Origin of the sequence: Ruminiclostridium herbifermentans (genome assembly GCF_005473905.2) — a bacterium.
Taxonomy (GTDB): domain Bacteria; phylum Bacillota; class Clostridia; order Acetivibrionales; family DSM-1351; genus Ruminiclostridium; species Ruminiclostridium herbifermentans.
On the sequence record NZ_CP061336.1, the window covers coordinates 4,174,246 to 4,198,416 of the forward strand.

The 24,171-nt window shown below is 33.9% G+C and carries 16 protein-coding genes; 6 read left to right on the plus strand and 10 right to left on the minus strand.

What is annotated here, in order from left to right; genetic code table 11:
• Nucleotides 1-39: 39 nt before the first annotated feature.
• The 6 genes from EHE19_RS17090 to EHE19_RS17115 form a co-directional block, all read right to left on the minus strand.
• Nucleotides 40-945, minus strand: coding sequence for a virulence-related protein (locus EHE19_RS17090; RefSeq protein WP_171003666.1), 906 nt, complete (start codon nt 943-945; stop codon nt 40-42).
• A 177-nt stretch (nt 946-1,122) separates the two neighbouring features.
• A complete protein-coding gene (locus EHE19_RS17095; protein ID WP_137699163.1) occupies nt 1,123-2,313 on the minus strand; it encodes a phage major capsid protein in 1,191 nt (396 codons plus the stop codon).
• 153 nt (nt 2,314-2,466) lie between these two features.
• Nucleotides 2,467-2,997: a sterile alpha motif-like domain-containing protein gene (locus EHE19_RS17100; RefSeq protein WP_137699164.1), complete on the minus strand. Its 531-nt coding sequence runs from the start codon at nt 2,995-2,997 to the stop codon at nt 2,467-2,469.
• 98 nt (nt 2,998-3,095) lie between these two features.
• Nucleotides 3,096-5,813 (minus strand): DUF927 domain-containing protein, encoded by a 2,718-nt coding sequence (locus tag EHE19_RS17105; protein ID WP_137699165.1) that lies wholly within the window; start codon nt 5,811-5,813, stop codon nt 3,096-3,098.
• 57 nt (nt 5,814-5,870) lie between these two features.
• The gene (locus tag EHE19_RS17110; protein WP_137699166.1) at nt 5,871-6,083 is read right to left on the minus strand and encodes a hypothetical protein; all 213 of its coding nucleotides are present in this window, start codon (nt 6,081-6,083) and stop codon (nt 5,871-5,873) included.
• Between the two features lie 160 nt (nt 6,084-6,243).
• Nucleotides 6,244-6,420, minus strand: coding sequence for a hypothetical protein (locus tag EHE19_RS17115; protein WP_171003667.1), 177 nt, complete (start codon nt 6,418-6,420; stop codon nt 6,244-6,246).
• A gap of 187 nt (nt 6,421-6,607) precedes the next feature.
• Between EHE19_RS17115 and EHE19_RS17120 the strand changes: the two genes are divergently transcribed.
• The 3 genes from EHE19_RS17120 (at nt 6,608) to EHE19_RS17130 (ending at nt 8,361) form a co-directional block, all read left to right on the plus strand.
• Nucleotides 6,608-7,468: a DUF6076 domain-containing protein gene (locus EHE19_RS17120; RefSeq protein ID WP_137699167.1), complete on the plus strand. Its 861-nt coding sequence runs from the start codon at nt 6,608-6,610 to the stop codon at nt 7,466-7,468.
• A 30-nt stretch (nt 7,469-7,498) separates the two neighbouring features.
• Nucleotides 7,499-7,873, plus strand: a complete 375-nt coding sequence (locus EHE19_RS17125; RefSeq protein WP_137699168.1) for a hypothetical protein — start codon at nt 7,499-7,501, stop codon at nt 7,871-7,873.
• Nucleotides 7,874-7,974: 101 nt separating this feature from the next.
• The gene (locus tag EHE19_RS17130) at nt 7,975-8,361 is read left to right on the plus strand and encodes a VOC family protein (protein ID WP_137699169.1); all 387 of its coding nucleotides are present in this window, start codon (nt 7,975-7,977) and stop codon (nt 8,359-8,361) included.
• 901 nt (nt 8,362-9,262) lie between these two features.
• On the opposite strand, the gene avs2 is transcribed toward EHE19_RS17130, so the two are convergent.
• From avs2 to EHE19_RS17145, 3 genes are all read right to left on the minus strand, one after another.
• Nucleotides 9,263-13,570 carry an AVAST type 2 anti-phage system protein Avs2 gene (gene avs2, locus EHE19_RS17135; protein WP_137699170.1) on the minus strand — a complete coding sequence of 1,436 codons (4,308 nt, stop codon included), beginning with the start codon at nt 13,568-13,570 and terminating at the stop codon, nt 9,263-9,265.
• A 41-nt stretch (nt 13,571-13,611) separates the two neighbouring features.
• Nucleotides 13,612-15,213, minus strand: a complete 1,602-nt coding sequence (locus tag EHE19_RS17140) for a 5'-methylthioadenosine/S-adenosylhomocysteine nucleosidase family protein (RefSeq protein WP_137699171.1) — start codon at nt 15,211-15,213, stop codon at nt 13,612-13,614.
• A gap of 110 nt (nt 15,214-15,323) precedes the next feature.
• Nucleotides 15,324-17,927, minus strand: a complete 2,604-nt coding sequence (locus EHE19_RS17145) for a DEAD/DEAH box helicase family protein (protein ID WP_137699172.1) — start codon at nt 17,925-17,927, stop codon at nt 15,324-15,326.
• Nucleotides 17,928-19,045: 1,118 nt separating this feature from the next.
• Here EHE19_RS17145 and tnpA point away from each other — a divergent pair.
• From tnpA to tnpC, 3 genes are all read left to right on the plus strand, one after another.
• Nucleotides 19,046-19,381 (plus strand): IS66 family insertion sequence element accessory protein TnpA, encoded by a 336-nt coding sequence (gene tnpA / locus EHE19_RS17150; RefSeq protein WP_137699173.1) that lies wholly within the window; start codon nt 19,046-19,048, stop codon nt 19,379-19,381.
• Nucleotides 19,375-19,731: an IS66 family insertion sequence element accessory protein TnpB gene (gene tnpB, locus EHE19_RS17155; protein WP_137699174.1), complete on the plus strand. Its 357-nt coding sequence runs from the start codon at nt 19,375-19,377 to the stop codon at nt 19,729-19,731. Before tnpA ends, tnpB begins: the two co-directional genes overlap by 7 nt.
• Before the next feature lie 68 nt (nt 19,732-19,799).
• The gene (tnpC, locus tag EHE19_RS17160) at nt 19,800-21,452 is read left to right on the plus strand and encodes an IS66 family transposase (protein WP_244648271.1); all 1,653 of its coding nucleotides are present in this window, start codon (nt 19,800-19,802) and stop codon (nt 21,450-21,452) included.
• Between the two features lie 549 nt (nt 21,453-22,001).
• Here the strand turns inward: tnpC and rlmD are convergent.
• Nucleotides 22,002-23,378 carry a 23S rRNA (uracil(1939)-C(5))-methyltransferase RlmD gene (gene rlmD / locus EHE19_RS17165; RefSeq protein WP_137699293.1) on the minus strand — a complete coding sequence of 459 codons (1,377 nt, stop codon included), beginning with the start codon at nt 23,376-23,378 and terminating at the stop codon, nt 22,002-22,004.
• Nucleotides 23,379-24,171 lie beyond the last annotated feature (793 nt).

Consider the following 24,171-nt stretch of genomic DNA (forward strand, 5'->3'; position numbering starts at 1 on the left):
AACACAGCGGTTTTTTGTGCATTTTACAGCAGTTTTTAGTTACTTTATATCGTTTGGTTCTGCATTTATAATCATCACTTCATTATTTTCTGATAATCTTTCTAATTTTCTATATGCCGAATTACCCTCCAAATTTTGAAGAAGCAGTTTTCTTGCCCTTTTGTATTGATTTCCTACAAAGCCAAGCCTAATTAACCAAACTCTCATCGTAAATTTGAAATTATCTGTAGTTGTAGGCTTCGGTGATGCATGTTTTAAGCTCCTTGCACTTTGGCTGAGAAGTGAAGCAAAATGTGTATATGCTTCAAGTCTATCTGGCTCCTGTAGATGTCTAAAAAACTTGAAGGTTATAGTATTGTTAGTAAAATCAAATTCAATTCCATTGAAACCAGATTGCTGTTTTTCGGCTATTTCATTCTTGAATTCATCAATTGTCTGTATGCTGGCTTTGTTTAAGTCCGCAATAAAATCAGCTTGTAAAATATCAGCTTCAATTTCAAATGCCTTCTTTATAACAGGTTGTTTGCTGTAAAGCATGTTAAGCATATTTCTTAGAGTTGCACCCGTATGCCCATTCAACGGAATTGTGATTTCAAAGTCAAGGGCTTCGTTATCCTGCGCTCGTTTTTGTGCTAGTTCTTGCACTTTCTCTTGTGCTTGCTTTTGTGCTTGTCCTTGTGCTTGCTCTGGTGCTTGCTCTTGTGCTTGCTCTCGTGCTTGTACTTGTGATAGCTCTTGTACTACTACTTCTTTTTCTTCATTTGTTCCATTAATCAGTGCATCAAGCTGAACCTCTACATCATCTAATGTAATCTTTCCAAGTCTATCAATTATGTAGAACCTTCCTTCTATTAATATTTGATATGCAAAGCTTGGAACTCCCATATATTTTGCCTTTACTCCTGCGTGTTCTTCCAAGGCTTTAATTATCTGCTTTCTGTCCATAGTGACCTCCTGTAATATCGTTTTTTTGTTATTACATATATGTCTCTACATTTAATAGAAGTCAAGTTAATTTACCCTTTAGGCAAAGGCTATCGTTATAGAAAAAATATAGCTCCCTGTAGATGGCTTATTTCTACAAGGAGCCTTTTATAGTTAACATATGTAAGCGTCTTAGGTTTACTGTTTCATTTTAAGCACTTTAATTGCTTCAGGTAACATTAGTTTTCCATCTACACGCTCAAATGCCTTGAACCCAACCTGCCCATTTCTTGCAAATAGCTCATTTAATCTTTGGAAGCTTTTTGCCTGCCTATCCGCCACCCAATAATAGCTGAAATCTCCAAAGGCAATAACCTTTGAGGCGGAAGCAATTTGTGGCATGAATTCAGTTGTTTCTACAGGTCTACCTAAAATTGTATCTGGCTGACCTGCCGCCAGTGATGGATGCCAAATATATTCACCGCTTCCATCCTTGAGCTTTCTGATTGCCTTTACGGTTGCATCATTCATTATGAATACTGCATTTTTTCGGTAGGGTAATCTTAAACTATAGTATAAGTCTATAATCTCATCCGCTGTGATTGTTGTCGCACTTGCTGCTGTCACACCAATCTCCGCACCACCTGTTTCGATGAGAATTCCGCTTGGCTTAGAGTTTCCATCACCAGATATAAAAGCAGCTTCTTCCGCCTTACCAATTCTTCTTGCAAACTCTCCTGCAATATATTTTGGTATATCAAATCCAGAATCGCCTAGTAACTCCTCACTTACCTTTAACATAGTCGCAAGCTTGTGAGCACCGATATATATTTTACTAAACGCTTCATCTGATTCTGTGATGGCAGCACCCTCATCTGCCCAAGAAGCTGTGCCATGTGCAGCTATCATAGGTATTCTCATATCTCCGCTTGATGTCTTAATAACACTTGCAATACGTCTGAATACATTTTCTTCCTCCAATGCCTGAAGCAATGTGTTTTCGAACTCATCGGGTACAAGATAGCCACCCTGCGTATCTGTTCCTATTGTAAGTGTGTTTTGAACCTCACTGTTCAGCTTTCCTCGCATCATATTCCAGAAGGCTTTTTTGTAGTTATCTGATGCTCTGTTTTGCCTTGCATGTGTTTGATTAGGCTTGTTGAACGCATAATTACTAGTTGGCTTTGACAGTTCCGCATCTAGTTTACACTGTCGCTCAAGTCTCTTAATTTCATTTCCAAGACTCACTACTTCCATCTCCATCTTCTCATAGGTTGCAGTGTCCTCTGCTGATACTATTCCATCTTCACTCTGCTTACTGTCGAGAAATCCCTTTGCTGCTTCCCATGCTTTGTTGCGTTTTTCACGTAATTCCATAATTTGATTCATATAAATTCCTCCACTTTTTTTATTTAAACGGCTATACCGTTTATTACTTTTTTGGTTGTTATCCTTATAATGAGGATTAAAAAAGAACCTCATATTTGAAGTCCTAATGGATTTAAACTATACTACTTTAGTTTAGTTTTCATTTTTAATGGTTTATATCGATTTGCCATCTGTAATTTTAAAATTCTCATAATACCTCCAAGCTTTCTCAAATGCTTTTAATGCTCCATAGCATCCATGTCTATCTATCATATATGCTTCTATCTCTTTTTTATCAGTTGATGCTTTTGGAAATCTGCGATCATCCTCCATGTCTCTTGCTAAATCTCCAAGTGGAGAATCTCTGTGTTTATATCGCTTGATACACCATCCATAGAAACTATCTGGCTCCTTCTCTTTTATCTTAAAATGCCAGTTTAGCTCTTTTTCATTTGCAGGAGCAAAACCTGCTGCAAGCATAGCACCTTTAAATTCTCCATTAGTCACGTAAATACCAGTGTCTCTATCAAAGTCATGCTTTAAACCATAGCTGCTTCTGTTCCGATAGATTCTTTTTGAAGGTTCAAATTTTGACTTAATCCATTCATCAAGGTTTTGTTTTTCTTGAAGTCCCATATTTTTATAACAATTTGGATGATTTAAGTCTTCTGTATCAATGTCTATAATATTTCTATATGTATTCATTTTGTTCTCTCCTCGTTATTTATTTTTTTATAATTTCTGATACTTATTTTTCACTAAAATTTATGTATATGATTGTTGTTCTTTCTTATATAGAATGTTTATTTGAATAATAACGGCTCGATAGTTTCGTCGTTGTGCTCTGGTACTTTAACCACATATACCCGACATGTCTTTCCCATGATGTTTCTTCCAAGCTGGAATCGTTTCACACCATCTGAGTCAACTTGGCTTTCTATATATCCTCTCTCTGCAAACCCTCGGAATACCTTCTTGGGTGAGAATCCTGCATCCTCCAATGCTTTATGAGCATAAGACGGAATAACCAAATAGTTTCCCTTTTCATCAAGCCTACCATATTGTGGTGTCGGAGCATCAATACCAAATCTCGTACTATTGGCAATCAGCCATCCTGAAAACATCTCCCATGCCCTTTCAATATTATCTGCTTGCGTAAGCTGACGATTGTTTTCAAGTACGAAAAGTGCAGCTTCTATAGCATCATTCATCGCAGTAGCTTCATCTTCACCAAATACATACATAGAGGATAGAAAGTCGCCAAGGCAAACTACTGCAACCTCATCAAGGTGAATACTTTCCAGATGCTTTTCTTTAAGCTTGCCTTTTATTAATTCATATATTTCATTGAGATATGATGGCTTTAGGCTTAATTCTCCACATAGCCTTTCAATAAATACCTTCCCTGCATGTCCATAATTCTGTTCTGAAACCTCATGCATTTTTGATGCCAACACAATATCTTCTACAGGCTTTGCATATAGTTCAAGAGTTCTGGAGTTTGCTCCATCCTGCATACTGCTTCCAAGCATTGCTTCTTCTCCAGTGGTAAGAATAATATTTCTCCAATTCAGTGTGTCCTGCAAGCCTCCATCTCTGCTACCTCTGGTTCTTCCCTGCCCCTGAGATAGCATATAGATAATGCTGTCTGCTGTCATTTTCTTAGTGTTTAGCACCTGCAATTCATCAATTGCAAAGGGCAGATTTCTAAGAGCTGCTGCTCTTCTTTCCAGTCCAACAATTGTACTATTGAATGAACCAATTAATGTATGAGGATTGCCCCACGCTGCTATAGCAAGTTTTAGTGTAGCAGTTTTACCACTTCTGCTGTTATGCCATAAATGAATGAAAAACACACGCTTTCGAAGTGGTTCTAAAAGTACAGATGCAAAGCTGGCTGCAATCAAAAACCTAGCAATAGAATTTTTTCTTGCTACCCTAGCAACACTAAGCCATTTATTTTCATCTCCTGAAGCTGTTAATCCGGTCATAATAGCTGATGCTTCCTTGCTATCTGTTTCAAACTCCAAGTTTTCATTCTTACTGATTGGAAAGAATTCTCCGCTTCTTATCCAGCCCAATCTAGAAACTGAATTAACAACTGGGATGTTTGTATCATTAGCCTGCTCAAAATCTGCCAGATAAGCAATCAAGTCCCCTGCATTATTTGAGGTAACGGGAAATCCATTATCGGCAAGCCTTAATATGCTGTTTCGGTTAAATACTACCGAACGGGGTGATAATACTTTTTTCCATTTTCCATCACGGTTAAAAGAAAGCTCCACCTTTTCAAAGCCTGTGTCCAAATTACGAAAGCGTCTGCTGATAATTATTGGGACAAAGCTTACCGTAACTTCACGCTCACTTCCATCTCCGTTATATATATGATGTGTTATTCCATTCACTTGGCTTATCTGCCAACCCTTTGGAACTACATAATTATGTAACTCAATCCCTTCTAATTCAAGACCATCTAGCTCAAGAGCTTGTCCAAACTCTGTATTATTGTTTTTCATTGCTTTGTCCTGATGCTTAATGGCTCTTTCAAGGTCATTTAAGTTAACCTTGCCCTTTAACTTTGCTTTAATAGCGGCATATGTAACTGGGTCGTTTTTCTTTGCAAGAGTAAGCTGGGATAATATTTCCGTTTCATAAACCTTTGAATAATCATCAAGCTCTAATATTGTATTATGTAGGCTTTTCTTACCTTCCTCATTCCAAGTATCCACTGTAATCGGATCTTCCGGCTTATATCTGCTTATGCTTTTGGCTATATTTTGAAGTTCTTGGTATTCGAGCGGAGGATTACAGCGGTTTTCATTTTCAACACTTAGTGCAGCCAATATTGCTTCAAAGCTTAATCCCCTTCTTCTTAGCGTACCTGCAATGCTAGTCATAACAACATTTCTTGAACCTTCTTCTATACTTTCTTGTATTTCATTAGCTGTTCCTTTAGTCTTGTTTTCATTGATAATTAAATCAATAAGCCAACCATCAGGCTCGGCTATTTCCATTTCAAAAGGAGAGCAACCCGGCATCCATTCATACTGTGCCCCGCTTATATGTATGCTTCCCGGTGCAACAACTAATCCACCATCTGAGCGGATATCTACTCCAGGTAATATTGCTACTTTATTTGGTATCTTAATACCTTCTGGAATCTTGTAATAATGATGGCTTCCTCCACCTCCAGTTTTTGCACTTACAGTTTCCTTTAGTTCTCCATGTTCTTTTAAGCTTTCATATCCGCCATGACGTTTATCAATGTCCAAAGCAAATATCCCGTTTCCTGTTGCAAATCCGATATTAGCATAAGGATAGTTATTAAACTCGGTTAATATTTTATCTTCATTTGTTGTTGCTTTAGCTTCCCATCTAGAAAGTATAGGGTGCTTGCCACTATTGGTACATTTAACTCCTCTGCTGCAAGTACAATAGCCCTTTTGGTTAATGCCATGCAATGGTACAACTCTAAAATTCTTTTTACCGTAGCTCACTGCAAGTTCCGCTCGTTGATTCAATTTCTCACACCCTTTCTATAAAAAATCCTTTTATCTTTAAACAAATATGTCTTCTATTTAAACTGCTTTCAAATTTCTTTTCTTAGTTTTTACAATCATCCTGCCTTGGTCATACGTGCTTTTGCTTGTTATGATTCTTCCCTGTGATGCACCATAGAGGACGAGATCTAATTTTCCGAATTCATCTCTTGGTGAGATATTTCCAAATAGCTTTCTGCGTTTTAGCATTAACATATATTGCTTATGCTTTCTGCTTGCGTTTCCTGACATGTGCTTCAACTCCTCCGTTTAATTTCTTCAAATAAAGTAACATTAATTTCTTCAAATAATATTGCATCGGCTTCACCAGAATTCTACTGATTGGGTTTCACGTATTTTGCCGTTCACCTTAACGTCCTGCTATTTAGTTGTAGGTTTTAAAAATTTATGACTATCTGCTCTCTATGACTTTTTTGATGGCTTCTCTAACAAGTGCTTTCTTTTCTTCTGGTAATTCTTTTCTTAGCCATTTTACAAAAGTCATTTCTGAAATACCAATTGCCTCAGCTACCTCCCACTGCTTAACGTTTTCTATCCTGAATGCATCTCTCAAATCTTTGTTTTTCATTGTTTTCCTCCTTGCTAATATGTTTTTCCAGTTATATAATTACTATGTACTAATTATAATTGATAACAATGTTATCAGTCAATACAGTTTACTTATCATTGATAACATTTGCTCATTTTTGATAACATTACAGAGCATCGTTGTTTCATCATTGATTGATAACATTACGCAAAAAGGCGGTATTTTTATGGCATTTACAATAGAGTTCGATGATATCAAGCTTACAGAGAGAATTAGTAATCCTTATAAAGGTATAAACGAAGTCTATTCTCTAGGGATGTCCTTTGCTGATTTCTTTTCTATAAAAGAAGAGCTTAAAAAATCTGAACACATTTACATTAGATTAGTTGACGATATGCTAGATCGGATAACGCAGGATTCTTATTTTTATGCTAAGATGCGAGAATTCCTTGAACTGTGCATAAAGGATACATCTCTTTATACCTTGGACAACTTTCTTTTCTTTCTCCATATGCAAGGGCTTTCAATTCCAGAGCATTATCTGCAATTCTACATAGATACAGAAACACCAGTTGAGGATCTAGTGACAACGGAAAATCTATCGCCTTTGGAGGCAGCTATTAGAGGCTTCGCCAAATCTGACAAAAGCAAAAACGCCATCACAAGTGTTTATACCTGTAACAGCATCGAGGACGTTTGTGTGGCTTCTTTATATCATATTTTGAGGCAAGACCTTGTAATTAAAAAATGTAATAACTGCAATAAATATTTTGTTCCTCTTCTGCGTTCCGATGCAATATACTGTGACAGACTCAGTCCCCACAATCCATACAAGACCTGTAAAGAGGATGGCTCTCAGCGAACCTTTGAGAATAAATTGAAAATGGATGATGCTGAAAAGCTTAGGCGAAAAATATATCAGGCGAAGCAAATGCGTGTTATACGGAATCCTGATATTGCATTTTATAAAGAAAACTTTGAAACTTGGAAAGCTGATGTTGCCCGTTGGAAAACTGATATTAAAAATGGTCAAAGAACCTCGGAAGAATTTATACAGTGGCTAAATGAGAGTAATAAAAGACAATAGGATTCTGATATTTTATGAGGAGAGACAAGAATGTCATCAAGAAAAACCATGAAGAAGGATTCAAGGCTGCAATCTGCTATGCACTGGATTCCAACATACACAGGTAAAAATATTGTACAAGGCTACCGTAAGAAATATGGTGTGTCTTTGATATGTGCAGCAAATGAACTCAAGCTTCTAGGCATTGAGATTTCAGACACATATATCTCACAGCTGAAGCAAGCCGAAGAAAACACAAGAAAACTGAAGGAGCAAAAAGCCACTTCTAAAAAGCTTAAGAAACTTGAAGAACAGTTTCACGATTCAAATAAAACTTTTTATTATATTGCTGGCTACACATCTGGCGGTGCTCCCTACGGAATTACTTGGGAGGAGATGGGGTTAGAACCCTACGGCGTAGAGTAAACTGTTTTTACTGAACGTGCTTAAAGTCTGATATAATAATCTTTTGAAACGCTAAACTAGGTTCTGATATTCAGAGTATTTATATAATGAGGAGGCCAGACATGAAAAATTATACTCAAGTTTATGTGCAAAATAGTTTTGAAGCTGCCGAGCTGTATTGCAAGGCTTTTGGTGCAGAAATTACATTGGAAATAAAAAATGATACCGAAACTGCCTATGAACACTGTGAATTATCCGTAAATGGCGAAGGCTTTTTAGCATTAGCTGAAGCAGCAAATCCCTGTGACATAAGCATAGTTCATAAAATGAAATGGGAAACAATGACTTTTAATGTTTTTGAGATGGGAAGCGAGGAAGCTGTTTATAATGCCTTTAATATTTTGAGCAATGGTGGGATTATCATTAATCCCATCCATGAACTCCCATGGAGTAAGTGTTGTGCAACCGTTATTGACAAATATGGTGTGTGTTGGTGGGTTTCTATTTAACGAACAAAATGAGCATAATATGAAGACAGTCAATATAAGTATCAAACTCAACCTAGCTTAGATATTACTAAAAGCTAGAAATTGAACTTTCAGTGTGTTTAGTGAAGTTAGAAACATGTGGTAATATCGTTGAAGATGCTCCCCTGTCTGAAAGCCAATTCCAGAGAGGATTCTAGTGTTTTTATCTTAGGCCATTACCAGTATTACCGTTTTTTTTACATACACACCATTACTATATATATAAGTATACCCTTATACCTTTATATATAAGGTAGTTTATATATAGTATATATATGTATGGTAACTATGGTAATACTGGTAATGATATATATACTTATATAGATATAATATAGTATTATCAATACTTTGACATATATATTGATTTATTTTTTCATTACCGTTTCATTACCACTGTTACCAGTATAATCTTAAAAAATATTTTTATTTTTAGATTTTAGTCCTTGAATCAGTTAGTGGTTAAAAGAATTTATTCCTCATTACCAAAAAAACATATACACAAAGTATAAAAAAACTGATTTACTGGTAATGATAAAATATTTCTGCTTCTCATTTTTCAGTTTATACCCCCTAGGGGAGGTAAAATCTCTACAATCAGCTCTCTGATGACCGTTGCCCAGCTTCACACGAAATTTCGCAGAATTTGATAAGGGGGGTAGTTCTAAAATTCCTAAAAAGGCATTATAGCCCTTGTTTGACAAGGGCTACACAGTTTTTATTTTTTGCGTAAAGGTTGAAAGAGTTTATGGGTGCAAAAAAGCCAGAACCTCTGGTGTGTAAGGGGCTGTGGCTTTTTGCTTATTATTTTAAAAATAATTTTTTATGTCTGTTTTGCTTCAATTTATTAGTATTCTTGCTCAATTTTGAGCAGTTGTATTTTTGATTACTTTGAAAATAGTGTAGTTGTTTTACCAGTAACCTTATCATCTAATATTCTGTATACTCCACTTATTTCCAAACTCCCTTCCCTCTCATCTCGTTGACCTCCTATCATATTTTTTTCACCGAGTACAGTCCAAATAACTTCATAACCATTTCTCTCTAAAAAGTTTAAAAACAAATCTTTTTTTATAAGCAATACACCCGGTCCTTTAGTATAAATAGAAGGGTCAGTTACTACCAAATTACCCTTTTTATCAGAATAGCAGCCTTCTTTGCCTGTCCATACTAGATTCATGTTCTCAACAATCCAATTACACGGAAGCGTTATCCTTATCCCCTCATCAACTGAGCAGTCAAAAGTGTTACTTTCTTTAAGGTACTTATCCGTTGTTACCAGTACCTCTGCAGGTATCTTATCACCCTTCCCCCTTGTCCATCCTTCATTCATATAATAAGGCACATTATGGTATTGAAACGCTTGTGACCAAAAATATTCACCTAAAAATATTCCTGACTGTTCATGAGATTCTGGCATCCAACGCCCCGCAAAGTTTTGTTGCATTGCCCAATTATATACTTTATCAGCATCCTCTTTCTTTACAATATAACTTTTTAGCATATACCATAGCTCTCGACGCGAATTTTCATATGTATCCTCATCTGATGGAATATCCTCTATCCATTTATAAAAGCCTTCAAGAACCAACCACCTAGATAAATCATTAGGATCTTCAACATCAAAAAAGGTATCGAGCGTCGGTAAATCCGAAGACTTTTTTAACCACTCTAAATTATTTATCTCTAAATTCCAACTATTGTATTGATATTGAAGCCACCAAGTATCCTTATTAGCGGTAGATTCATTAGTTTTCAATAAAACACAAGATGGATCTATATCTCTAACATAATTGAGTTGCCACGTTCCTTCATATTTCTCTACTTTATCATTCCATTTATCCCCTAAAAATTCAAAATTATCTGCTATAAGTGCTAAAATTTCGTGATACGCAATCCATTGGTACTTTTTCCCTATCCGTTCTGGTTTATTGGCCTCTCTTCCCCTAGAAGAATACCTACTAACTCTGTTATCAAAATCTCCAAATAATTCTGCCTTCCAACCTAATTCTAGAACCCTTTTAAAAATGTACCTTTGAACTAAAGATATATCAAATCTATCCTTATTAGATTCAGTACCCTTGGGATTATTCAGATAAGGTAATATATGTTTAAAAAATATTTGAGTTTTATTTTCCTTAATAGTATCTAAAAAGGCCTTTTCAGCATCCTTTTTCATTCTATCAATTTGAGTTGTATCTACTTCCTCTGCACTAAGCTGCTTTGATTCTTCATTACCAGAATATATATTAATTATAATTCTTGATTTATATACATCCCATACATTTCTCGATTTAATATATACATCCCATGCATCTTTTTGTTTTTTAGTTAGTGAGTTTATATACTTTTCATATCTTTCTTCTGTAGTTGCTATTTTTCTCCTATTAAGTCTTCTAGAAGTCCAATCAAAAGTACCCGAATTAGTTCCTATAACATATCTTGCGAAGTCTGATTGACCCATGATTGAGTGATATAGATATCTAATTTGCTTTTTTTCTTCAGACAATGTATCATCCCAGTTTTCATATTCTTGAAGCTCTTTTTTAGAAGGAATATGCGATACCCATTTACTATTATATGGTGGAACAATTTTTTCAAAATCAATATTTAACTGTAAGCCCTTATAAACAGCAAATTCAATTACTCCTCTTGCGTAATCTCTTAGAAAGATATTAATTGGAGGTTTTCCATTTTTAAATATCCATTCATAAATATTTAATGCAAGTATCTTTATATTTTTATTGTCAGTACTCCTAAGTACACAGCCATATGCAACGGCAAGTAATCTTTCCAAAATATAGGGATCATTTACATTCAAAAACTTATAAATCAACTCACTAATTACGTTTATTCTATAAGATAAAAGAGCTACCAATGCTTTCGTCGCTCTATCTCGTAAGAATCTATTACTTGAGGATAAGAACCACGATATCGCTGTTGCACATAATTCCATAGCCTTATCATCAATATTACCCTTATCTTCAAGTGTCCAAGCCCAATCAATTAAACGGTCTATTGAATCCTTTTTTCCATACTCATAATGAATAAATGTTGTCCAAAATGCATCTCTCTCTGCAAGACTACGTTTTATTAAATTATTATGCAGAAAGTCTGCGTTATAAGGATGATCAATATCAGATGCTAGTGTGAGCAAAACGTTAAGAAATCTTTTCATTAATCTATCTTGATGTACAATGTTTTCATTAATATATTTTAACGTATTTTTGCTTATTGTATTTGCATTACGCCACAGCAAACTATCAATAAATTTTTCACACATTATTTCATACTCACTTAATTCAGGTAGCAAGTCAAAGACTTCTACATTTACTTTTTCAGGAATCATTATGAATAATGCTTCAATAATTAATAAATTATTTGACCAATATTTTCTATTTGTTAAAATAGATCCTAACTTTTCTTCTTGAGAGAATGATTTTTGTAGATTTTGTTTGTCCAAATGAGTATCAAGCAAGTATCTTGAGAATAAATAATTTTCAAATTTTTGGTATGAAAATCTAATTCCATATATTTCTTTATCATCTACCATATATCTATCTCGATTTATTAACCCTTCAGATATTAAAGCATTAAACAAACTTTTTTCGTGATCACGTCCAGGCAAAAAAGCATTAACAATTGTTTTTGCTTCTTCATATTTAATCCAAGTAGTATCATTTTCAATCATTTTTTTCGCAATAGCGTTTAGAGAACTATTGACTAAATTAGTATACTTATCATAATTTAAATAATTTCTCACATGGATTCTTTCATGTACCGAATCAATAAAATTTTCAAAAACAAAAATTAAACCTTTTGACCCCATTGGTATATTTCTTTGCTTCTTATTTTTTAGACCTTTACAAAGAATATATAAAAACCCGGGATTCAAAAAAGAAGGGCTAATTACAGGTATCTTAGGCATAGAGAGACCAAATGCTTTACAATAAGTTAAAAGTGCTTGATATTCGACACCTAGAAATCCTGGGTGTGTAATCTGGATAAAATAATTTTCAATTATATCATGACGAATAGTGTCATTAAGTTCAGATGTTCTAACGCTTACAACTAAACCTATATTAGGATATTCTTTCAGATTCTCTAAAAATCCTGCTAACTTTTCATACCAAATCGCTTTTCCATTTCCTTCATTTAATGCATCGATCATGATTATTAATCTTGATGATGATCTTCCAGCCCAAGAGTCTAGTTCTTTAATAAATTCCTCTTGGCTACAATTTAAACCTAGTTCTTTAATTATTTGATTCCAAGGCGGTTCATTTCCAATAAGATGCTGTCCCAATATTATAACTGTTGGCAGATTGTCATGTAATCTTTCCTTAGCAATATCACATAGCAAATGTGTTTTACCAACTAATGCATCCCCTACCAACACCATATAGGGTCTAAGTGCTAATCTTACTTTTGGCGATACTATAAAGTTATCCACTGTACTTAATTTCTTTCTTAACTGTCTTATTTCATAATCAATTTGTTTCAAGTCTGAACTATATACCTCTAATAAACATCCCATTGTATAATCAATATCAGAAATTAAATCAGAAACTTTTTTAAGTGTATTTTCTCTTAAGTCTTTATATATTATATAATTAAGGAAATCAAGTATTCTCTTTATATAATTACTTAAATTCAGTTTAATCCATATGCCACATAATTCTGCTTCCTTTTTATAAAACGAATCTATATTATATGTCCTTAGGCTTTTTATGCTATCTCTAAAACTAATCTTTTCATTAAAATAATCAAAGAAAAATTCCTTCTCAAAGCCCAAATCAGACGCTATATTTTCTAATGCTTTATTTGAATCACTATATGTATTATTAAAAAAGCTATTAATTTTACCTATATTATTATAGTACTCTCTTCTTAGATCTCCATAGATTTTCTTAAACTCATCCCAAAATTTGCGAGTTAGCCCTATGCCATCAAATAACTCTGCAATAGGCACTTTGATATTAAGATCCTCAACACCTTCATATTGGGGAGCATACCTTGAACCTGCTTCCACAAGAGCTGTGTCTATGTTTTTTTTTGCCCAATCCATATCAAAACTCTTTAACTCATAATTATAAAAATTATTAATTTGCGGTGCGCTACTAGTATTAATCGGGCCATTAACTGTACCATTAAACTCTGTTTTATTAATTATGTCTTCTTTTTTTTCCGTCATAAAAACTCACCCCACTCGTAACAATAAGCAAATTATAAATTCTATTTATTATACAAGTCCCCACTTCCAGTATTTATAGGTCCGTAAATTGGACCATTAATAATGGTTGTATTCTTATTATGGGAAGATTTATTGTTTGCTTTTTTTACTTTTTTTAAGGTCATATCTTTAGTTTGCTTCACTTCTAAATACTCAAAAGCATATGGATTTGACATTACACTAAGGCATAGAGAAACTGCTGCTTCAGCTGCAATTCTCTGATTCCTATCTTTATCTTCTGATTCTTTATTCTCAGCCCAATCACAAATACCTTTTACAAGAATCCATTGATCGAAGCTCTCGTGAAAAGATGCGGCATATATACCTGACCCTTCCATCTCACCACCTATTGCTTCAGGAAAAAGTTTAAGCAAATGTTTCTTGAATACTTTATCATCAACTAGTTTTGATCCCGAAAGCATTTTGCCTGTACGCTTTTCGGCTTTTGATCCATCCTCTAATTTATACTCCCACCCTACACAATTTCTAAAGCGATCAAAAAGTGTTAGTCCACTCCTTACAATTGCACCCCTAGGGATTTCATGACCTTTTATTATTTTCGAACTATCATATTGTATAATATATTCAGATATCAAAACATCACCTATCTTTTGTTTGTTACTATCTTTACCAAAAGCAATTCCTGGCATAATTAGAACTTTTGGTTTCCAATAGTCCAACACGTCTTTTGTTGTTAGTATTGCTCCATCTGGTGAGGTTGATCCCATATTTGTCTGAACGTGAACAATAGGGTATTCTCCAAAAGTACCTATTGTATATGTTTGCTTACTGGTATTAACTTTCAATGATTGACACTCTGGAAGTGGTTTCAAATAATTAAATACTACTTCTTTTTCAATGTCTGTGGCAGTCATGATAACAATTTTCACACTATCCTTTATGTCATTAAGCTCATTTGAAGAAATATACTCAATTTTACTGTTCACTAGTTCTTCCCCCATTAAATCTGTAGTTTTATAATTACCAATTCTCTTGTTAGTTGAAGATAAATCCTTAATAATAATAGATTTATTGTAACTTTCGGGCAAATCAAAGTATCCGTAATGCTTTTCGGTCTTTTCATCATAATATTCGTAATTGTAAAACCTTTTTTGATCAATAGTAAATTCACATTCAAGATTAAAATTAAACACACCTATTTTAGATGTACATTCTATGTAGACAATAAAGCAATTATTCGAATCATCTCTTTTAATAGAACGTCTATATTGAATATCATTTGATAAGGGATCAGATATACTAATTAACGTCGGTATAGCATATTCAGGCAACATTAATGCATAATATGATAGTTCTTGTCTCTTAGTAGGTATGCCTTGCCACTGTGTTCTAAAGACATATTCATCTCCGTCTTTTCTAAAAAAGCCTGCACCAAGCCTTCTTGATTTTGCTTCCTCCATTTTTTTATTATATTCTCTTTCATATTTTACATTTCTAAAATGGAATGGTCCGCTACGTGGCTCTTCATACTCATCAGCAAAAGCTACTACTAAGTCTCCAATTTTCTGTGAAGTTTTAAGTTCAACGCTTTTTAGCGTTCCATTGTATTCAAGTTTTTCAATAATTGCGGTATTAATGTACATGTAATTCTTTCCTCTCAATTTTAATAAAGTATAGTCAAATGAAATTTGGTATTCTATACAAATATCATCCAAACAATTATACTAATATAAATCACTACTATCCTGAAAAACTAAATATCCGATAATTTTTTCGATGTAATTAAATGTACAAAGTCACGTGGAGTAATTTTTTTATTTGCAAAAGCTTTTATTGCTTTTTCTCTCCATAATACATCTCCCACTGAATCAAAACTACGTCTAATCTCTTTAAGTACATTAAAACTATCCTGTGCCCATTTTAACAACTGATCTCTCGAAATATAATATATATCCTTGCCATGTATCGAAGCAGATGGCTCAATTTTTGTACTATTTGAAACAAATACGGTAATAACTTTTGGATTAGTTAAGAGAGAAAGCTTTTTAACATTTTCATTTACCCAATTAAGATGCCCCATTGCTTGTTTAACATGTTTGACCGGAATGGCCTTGTCATCTTTCTCATAAATCTTATCTTCAGATACTATACATAACTTTGCATGAATAATCCATATAGGATCAGGCTCCGCATCGCCTTTAGGATTAAATGTACTATACCCTAACCATTTTCCTAATAATTCATGTCCTCTTTCAAACTCTTCCCCATCTTCACTCTCAAGTAATTTAAGCACACTATCTAGTTCCTCGAAAAATTTGTTCATTCCTTTTTTCTTTGATACAAGTAACATTTTTTCTATGTTCTCAATAACATACTCCATCCCATTTGTAGATTCTTTTTTTGAGTCTTCTTCCGTTTTTATCTTGTTAAACCAATTCACAGAAATTGTTGTATTAGCAGCTTTATTTAAATAATCTTTATATACTGATTCATATGTACTATCGCCATTTTTATATATAGAATAAGCGCAGAATCCTCCAATATATGACCAAAATCCTCTATAACCTTTTAATGCCTCATCGTTCAATTTATAAATGATAGTGTCTATATGCTTTAAAGCTTCATGATAATCTTCTTTCCAAATTGAATACTGTGCTAAAACTTCATTTTTCGATGAGCTCATTAATGAAGCATACGATGTATTATTTATATCAACACTTGCTTCAATTTTTTCATCTCTAATTTCTAAAATATATTCCTCTGCATCTTCCCATTTATCCCTATCGTTTAAGAAGATGTTTAGTAACTTCAAATATTCATCAATACTACTTTTTTCTGTTGAATTCTCTTGTCCAAAAACGAGTTCAGCTTGTAATTCTGCATTAAATTGAACTAGCTTATTGGGTGAAAGTAATGAATTCATTAAATCATCACCAAAAATGCAAACCGCTGCATAATCCGTATGACTTCTTGTACATCTTCCAAGGGCTTGCACAATCCTAGTCTTAATTCTTTCTTCAAATAGTGTCATAGCAGCCATTCTTGATATCAAAAATTTTTCCTGTATATGAGTTGCATTAGGTAGATCAAATAAAATTAACATCCTACACTCTTCGTTAGGAAAATCAATACCATCAAAACGATTTGCTAGAATTGTAAAACCATTGTTACTCTTTATAAACGCTTCCTTTGACTCTTCAATATCTTTTCCAGTAAAAACTTCTACATTTGTATTCTCTTCAAGGAAACTTTTCATATCCTCCTGGGTATCATTATCATTTACAATCATTAATACCCTAGGAGTTAGTTCAGTTACTTTTTTAATAATCTCCCCAGTTTGTTCTTCCTTAAATGAAGCAAAAGGAAACATGAAGAATTTTCTACCAATAGTTTTGTTTTCCCAATCTTTTACCATTGGTAATTTCTTAATACTTGGTACTCCAAACGCCCTTTCTAACTCCCCACTTTTTCCAAGCGTAGCAGACATGTAAATACGCTGTTTTGCATTGATAAATGGTGCATAGCTCATAGTCGGTGGTATATAAGTTCTAATGACAATCTCTTTCCAACTTAAAAAAACATTACATGCATGTAAATTATTCTTAATATTAAACCAAGGATACTTCAACTTATTTTTATCATTTGCTTTTAAATACTCATCAATTGGTTTTTTAATAAGAGAATGATTATTGACTAATTTAATATTTGGAATTTTGTCAAACCATGTCATATCGTCTAGTGTTGCATCACTTGCCAACAATCTAGAATATGTTGAGTCTTCAATTAAGGGCTGGATACTTTCTGCAAGACAATAATATAAATCTTCATTTTCAAAACGGTTTACTAAAACAGTCCAATTTGAAGATATGTAACTCTCTCCTGAATGAGCATCATCAAAAATTAGTATGTCTGCATCGCCAAAAAATGAGTTTGTATTAAATAAGCTACTATAATTTGTAATAGCAATGCTTTGAGCAGTTTGATACATTAACTTATCATTAGGATTGTAATTCTTTGCGCTACCTGTAAATCCAACTGCCTTTATCCCATAAACTTTTTTTGAATATTCAACAGTCTGGTTAACTAATTGCTTTGTGGGGCAAAGATAGACTACTTTTTCCTTGAATTTTCGTCTTCTAAACTCCCCAATTAGCAATCCTACCAATGTTTTCCCTGTTCCTGTTGGGAGCTCAATTGCTATATCTTTTTCAGTTTGGTAAACTCCCAAATATAAATCTATCATTTTTGATTGATAATCATGAATACCCTCTATCTTTCTATTTTTATAATCATCATACATTTCCTGCGGTGTATTAAAATTGGCAGTTTCTCGTTTTCTTATTTTAAACTCACTCATGTTGTTCACCCCATATTAATCTAAATGTTAGAAGTCTACATTCCTAAATTAAATATTTATTATATAGTTTTATATATTTGTTATCTGTTAGGCGACTTGTGGAATAAATTTGGGATTATTTATATATTCTTTTATAAGTAAATCATAGTTAACAGCAATTTAAAATTTATATTTGCAAGGCCTTTATAATTGTTAAGTTTATCATCTATATTAACATTAACGTATTCTTTAATCTCCCAATATATCTCTTCCTGTAATTGAAAATCTGATAATAAAGATTAGTCTTTAATAAAAGCTACAGCATCCCAATATTCATACTTACTTATATGATTGTTCATTATTTGAATCATAGCCGGCTTAAGGTGTTTTTTAGCAATGTTTCTTATACACTTTTCTCAGTTCTTCAACCTCACTATTTATGCCCATACTATTACCTACGGTAAGCTATTCTTATATATCAAATCTCTATTAATCCTTAGATTTTATTATATATTCAACGACTCCTAATATTTCTGTCATTAATGTATATTCGATAAATCATTCCATTTTCCTCCATATATTTTTGTATAATTTTGTATTTATATATTTTTTTATAAACCATGTTAAATTATTGTTTTTATAAGAAAATCCAGGCATTAAGTTTAAATGTCAAAGGTGATATGCACTTAAAACCATGTTAAGCTAATTTGCTTCACGAACTGGAAATTTATAAGTTCCGTCCATAAACACACTTTAATATCATCAAATCCACTAATACTATTGCTCTATGTGCTTACGTTCTATTAAACCAACTGACTCAGCACTCTTTTTCTTTTACGCCAAACGGCACACCGAGTTAACATAAAATACACACCCTTGCACAGGCACTGAACCCAGTTTCTGTATGCCCCATTGAAAATAAATATACTTTTTTACACAGATTTTTCTCACATTAATTGATAGTCAAGAATATCCACCCCCCCGAATTCCCTTGTAGTAAGCACTCTCCACGTTTTCAGACATAAACACAAGTACCCATACTTTGTATCAAAGTAACCGTCAAATCCCACCCACATTTAAATACCTATAACTTCATGAGATAATCTACTCATAGAATTTTATGGAGGTAGATTGAACTTATGAATACAAAACAGGATACACGAAGAAGTAAGTGGATCTCTATTGTAAACGAATTTAATAATAGCAAATTAACACAGGCTGAATTTAGTAGAAAAAATGATTTAGATGCAAAACAGCTTAGCAGTTGGGTCAGAAAATTAAAACATAATGGGTTGCTAAATCAGGAGACTATTCAAGAATGGGTTGCACTAAAATCACAAACGCCACAGGAATTTGGAGTGAATTCACCAAGTACATTGAACATTAAAATTGGATGCGCTACAATAGAAGTGCAAGATGGTTTTAATTCAAGTCTCTTAGTTCAAGTTGTTGATACATTAAGGTCAATATGTTGAACACAATCCCCGGTAATAACATTTTCCTAGCCTGTGGTAGTACAGATATGCGCAAATCAATAGATGGTTTAGCAGCAATGGTTCAATTATGCTTTTCACTTGACCCCTTCTCGTCTTGTCTATTTGTGTTCTGCAATAGAAATCGTGACAAGCTTAAAATTCTTAGGTGGGAGCATAATGGATTCTGGCTATACTATCGCAGACTAGAGAGAGGTAAATTTCAATGGCCTAACACAAACAACGGGACAACACTGTCCATTAATTCTAGACAATTAAACTGGCTTTTAGACGGATTATCAATAGAGCAAAAAAGTGCACATAAAATAGTATCTGCAAAGGCAGTAATTTAGAGGTTTTCAAGTAGTTTTTTTGTTACATTTTTATTGAGCAAAGCATTAAAATTTGATATAATAATGCTATGGAAAATACAAATAATAAATTAACTGAAATACAACAAATACAGGCTTTACAAGAGAAAATTGTAGCCCTTGAAAATAAGAATACAAACCTTGAAAATCAAAATGCAAATCTCGAAAACAAGAATACAAATCTTGAAAATAAGAACGCAGAATTAACTACTAAGCTTAACTGGTTTGAAGAGCATTTTCGTCTTAACCAGCATAGGCTTTATGGGAGCTCCAGTGAAAAGACTGCTCGTTCAGAACAAATGACGCTTTTTAATGAAGCTGAAGCATTAAGCGATGTTAAACCTCAGCCTCCAGAGCCAACTATCGAAGATATTTCATATACTCGTAAAAAGAAGCAAAAGGGGCATAAAGAGGAAATGCTAAAGGAACTTCCTTGTGAGACTATTGAATACAAGCTGTCTGAAGATGAACGAGTATGTAATACCTGTGGTGAAGCTCTGCACGAAATGAGTAAAGAGATAACAAAAGAATTAAAGATAATCCCTCCACAGGTATCAGTTGTTGAGCATGTAAGGTATGTTTACAGCTGCCGTAACTGTGAAAAAACAGGCATTAAAACAAATGTAGTTACTGCATCTATGCCAAAAAGAGCTCTCCCAGGTAGCATTGCATCAGCAGATACTATTGCATATACTATGGTTCAAAAATATATGTATGGTATCCCGTTAAATCGTCAAGAGCAGAGTTGGAAGCAGCTTGATGTGGATATTTCAAGGCAGACTATGGCGAATTGGCTGATTTCAGCATCAAACAGATGGCTCACAATAGTATATGACCGTATGAGGCAAAAGCTATTAGAGTACGATATAATTTGTGCTGACGAAACAACTGTTCAGGTACTTAATGAGCCTGGACGAGCAGCTGAGACCACTTCATATATGTGGTTATACCGCACTGGTAGAGACGGTCCACCAATGGCATTGCTTGAGTATCAGACCACCAGAGCAAGGAAGCATGCTAAAAGATTTTTAGGTGACTTTAAAGGGTACCTTTGTACTGATGCATATCAATCATATGATGGACTTGATGGAGTTATTAATATATTTTGTAATGCTCATGCCCGTCGTAAGTTTGATGAGGCTTTAAAGTCATTGCCAAAAGAAGCCGCTGATAAAAATTGCGTAGCCAAGGAAGGTCTAAAATTTTTTGAGGAACTCTATAAAATTGAAAAAGTATTGCATAATGTAAGTCCAGAAGAAAGATATGAAAAGCGACTTGAGAAAAGTAAGCCTATACTAGATAAGTTCTACGAGTGGCTCAAATACCAGCGTCCAAGAGTAACCCCTAAAAGCACTATTGGACAGGCCATTAACTACTGTATTAATCATATGGATAACCTAGCTGGGTATCTTAAAGATGGCAGATTATATATAGACAATAACAACAGCGAACGGAGTATGAAAAGTTTTGCAGTGTTACGTAAAAACTTCTTATTTTGCAATACACAGAACGGAGCTACTGCAAGTGCAGTAATTTTCAGTATAATTGAGACCGCCAAGGAGAATAACCTTAAGCCCTTCGAATATCTAAAATACTTACTTGAAGCCTTACCAAATATTGATACCAACAGCCTTGACGAGATTGATAGGCTACTACCATGGTCAGAGCATATACCCGAAGGCTGTAAATTAAATAAAAAATAGACCTATCCCTATCCAACAAAATTGGATGGGGATTTTAATCTATATAGCCAAATTACACAAAACAATCATTTTGTTGGCTATATTTATGAGTCAAGAGCCATTTAAGACCATTTTCAATGATTACGTTAAATTAGCATTTGTTAAAAAGGTCAAATTTTTTATGAAATTTTTAAAAGTGAAATATCTTGTTTTCTTAAAAATGCTTTAATTTTCGTTTGGCAAGGTGGAAGATTTTTGACGCTTACGATTTTTCTCACATTAATTGATAGTCAAGAATATCCACCCCCCCGAATTCCCTTGTAGTAAGCACTCTCCACGTTTTCAGACATAAACACAAGTACCCATACTTTGTATCAAAGTATGGGTACTTGTGTAGTGAGGGCGAAGAGTCGTTTTCACTGTTTTCAATAAACAAATACGCAAAATCCCTTTCCTATTTGCGTATTTATACGACCCCCCTACGCCAAAAATCATCAAAAAAGTGTGTCCACGGAAACATAAAACACACAACAAAAAAGGGGCATATAGCCCCGAACCTTTGATATCAAGCTACTTCCGTTCTATCAGCACGACTGACTCAACGTGCCCACTCCACGGGAACATGTCCACTGGCTGCACGTGCTTTACTTCAAATCCATTCTCATGCAAAAACTTCACGTCTCGTGCCAGCGTGGATGGGTTACAGCTTACGTATACGATGCGCTGGGGTTGCATGTCAACAAGTGTCTTCAGCAGACTCTCTTCACAACCCTTTCTTGGTGGGTCAACCACAACCACATCAGCCCTAGCACCCTCTTCATACAGCTTGGGGATTACAGTTTCTGCCTCACCCACCAAGAATTCAACATTCTCTATGCCGTTTAATTGGGCATTTCTTTTAGCATCGGCAATTGCATCGGGTACAACTTCTACCCCAATGACTTTTTTCGCTTTCTCAGAAAGGAATAGCGAAATGGTACCAATACCGCAATAAAGATCAAAGACAGTTTCATTGCCTGTAAGTCCTGCATATTCTAATGCCTTATTGTACAGAACCTCTGTTTGAACAGGATTGACTTGAAAGAAGGACAGAGGTGAAATATTAAACTTGTATTTTCCAATATAGTCTGAAATATAACCCTGTCCGTAAATACAGGTATTCTTATCACCCAAAATGATATTTGTGTTTCTAGTATTTACATTAACCATAATACTCTTAATGTTTTCATATCTATCACACAAAAGCTTCACCAATTGGTCTGCTTTAGGCACTTTCTTGCCGTTTACCACCAGTACAACCATTAGTTCATTAGTTTTAAAGCCCTTTCTGACCATAACATGGCGTAAAAAACCCTTGCCCGTCTTTTCATTATAAATAGTAATTCCATTTGTTTTGAAGAAATCACGAACAATATCTCTGATTTCATTACTTTCTGGTGGCTGAATATTGCACTCCTTACTTTCAACAATATTATGAGAACCCTTTTCGTAAAATCCTACTACTACGTCAGAACCACAGGTTCCAACAGGATACTGAACCTTATTTCTATATTGAAAGGGGTGTTCCATTCCAATAGTATTGTTTACTTGTACATTATCAAGTCCGCCAATTCTCCTAAGATTCTGACGAACATTATCTGTCTTGAATTCTAGCTGTGCATCATAGGACATATGCTGAATTGAGCATCCACCGCACTTGTCAAAAGCTGGACAAAAAGGCTCAATCCTCTTATCAGAAGACTTTTGAATCCTTACAACACTCCCCACTGCATAACTCTTTGTCTGCTTTATAATTTTTATATCAACTATTTCACCGATAAGAGTGCCATTCACAAACACAACAAACCCGTCAAGCTTGCCTACTCCTTGGCCTTCATGAGTGAGTCCTGTTATTTCAATTGTATATATTTTATTCTTTGATAGTGTTTTTTGAGATAATTGCTTCATTATAATTAATCCATGTATATTATCAGGTTAATTTATCTAGTATTTTCACCTGCATGGACTTGTTCCCCCTGTATTATTTTTATTATCTATAAATCCTTATCCATCATATAGTTATTTAAGCATTTATATTTATTAACCATATCCACCATTATGCCTAACTGAAAAAATAGCTTGTAATGCAATCTTCATTCATTTTATAAATATAGCCATCATTATGCGCGACTGCATTAATTAACTTGTAATGCAGTTTATATTCATTTAATAATTATATTCACCATTATGCCTAACTGAATAAAATAGCTTGTAATGCAATCTTCATTCATTTTTATAAATATAGCCATCATTATGCGCGACTGCATTAATTAACTTGTAATGCAGTTTATATTCATTTAATAATTATATCCACCATTATGCCTAACTGAATAAAATAGCTTGTAATACAATCTTTATTCATTTTATATAAATAGCCATCATTATGAGCGACTGCATTAATTAACTTGTAATGCAGTTTATATTCATTTAATAATTATATTCACCATTATGCCTAACTGAATAAAATAGCTTGTAATGCAATCTTCATTCATTTAATAATTATATTCACCATTATGCCTAACTGAATAAAATAGCTTGTAATGCAATCTTCATTCATTTTATAAATATAGCCATCATTATGCGCGACTGCATTAATTAACTTGTAATGCAGTTTATATTCATTCAATAATTATATCCACCATTATGCCTAACTGAAAAAATAGCTTGTAATACAATCTTTATTCATTTTTATATATATAGC

Coding starts and splice junctions, on each gene's coding strand:
- EHE19_RS17090 (WP_171003666.1), bottom strand. CDS start 945: ATGGACAGAAAGCAGATAATTAAAGCCTTGGAAGAACACGCAGGAGTA.
- EHE19_RS17095 (WP_137699163.1), bottom strand. CDS start 2,313: ATGAATCAAATTATGGAATTACGTGAAAAACGCAACAAAGCATGGGAA.
- EHE19_RS17100 (WP_137699164.1), bottom strand. CDS start 2,997: ATGAATACATATAGAAATATTATAGACATTGATACAGAAGACTTAAAT.
- EHE19_RS17110 (WP_137699166.1), bottom strand. CDS start 6,083: ATGTCAGGAAACGCAAGCAGAAAGCATAAGCAATATATGTTAATGCTA.
- EHE19_RS17115 (WP_171003667.1), bottom strand. CDS start 6,420: ATGAAAAACAAAGATTTGAGAGATGCATTCAGGATAGAAAACGTTAAG.
- EHE19_RS17120 (WP_137699167.1), top strand. CDS start 6,608: ATGGCATTTACAATAGAGTTCGATGATATCAAGCTTACAGAGAGAATT.
- EHE19_RS17125 (WP_137699168.1), top strand. CDS start 7,499: ATGTCATCAAGAAAAACCATGAAGAAGGATTCAAGGCTGCAATCTGCT.
- EHE19_RS17130 (WP_137699169.1), top strand. CDS start 7,975: ATGAAAAATTATACTCAAGTTTATGTGCAAAATAGTTTTGAAGCTGCC.
- avs2 (WP_137699170.1), bottom strand. CDS start 13,570: ATGACGGAAAAAAAAGAAGACATAATTAATAAAACAGAGTTTAATGGT.
- EHE19_RS17140 (WP_137699171.1), bottom strand. CDS start 15,213: ATGTACATTAATACCGCAATTATTGAAAAACTTGAATACAATGGAACG.
- EHE19_RS17145 (WP_137699172.1), bottom strand. CDS start 17,927: ATGAGTGAGTTTAAAATAAGAAAACGAGAAACTGCCAATTTTAATACA.
- tnpA (WP_137699173.1), top strand. CDS start 19,046: ATGAATACAAAACAGGATACACGAAGAAGTAAGTGGATCTCTATTGTA.
- tnpB (WP_137699174.1), top strand. CDS start 19,375: ATGTTGAACACAATCCCCGGTAATAACATTTTCCTAGCCTGTGGTAGT.
- tnpC (WP_244648271.1), top strand. CDS start 19,800: ATGGAAAATACAAATAATAAATTAACTGAAATACAACAAATACAGGCT.
- rlmD (WP_137699293.1), bottom strand. CDS start 23,378: ATGAAGCAATTATCTCAAAAAACACTATCAAAGAATAAAATATATACA.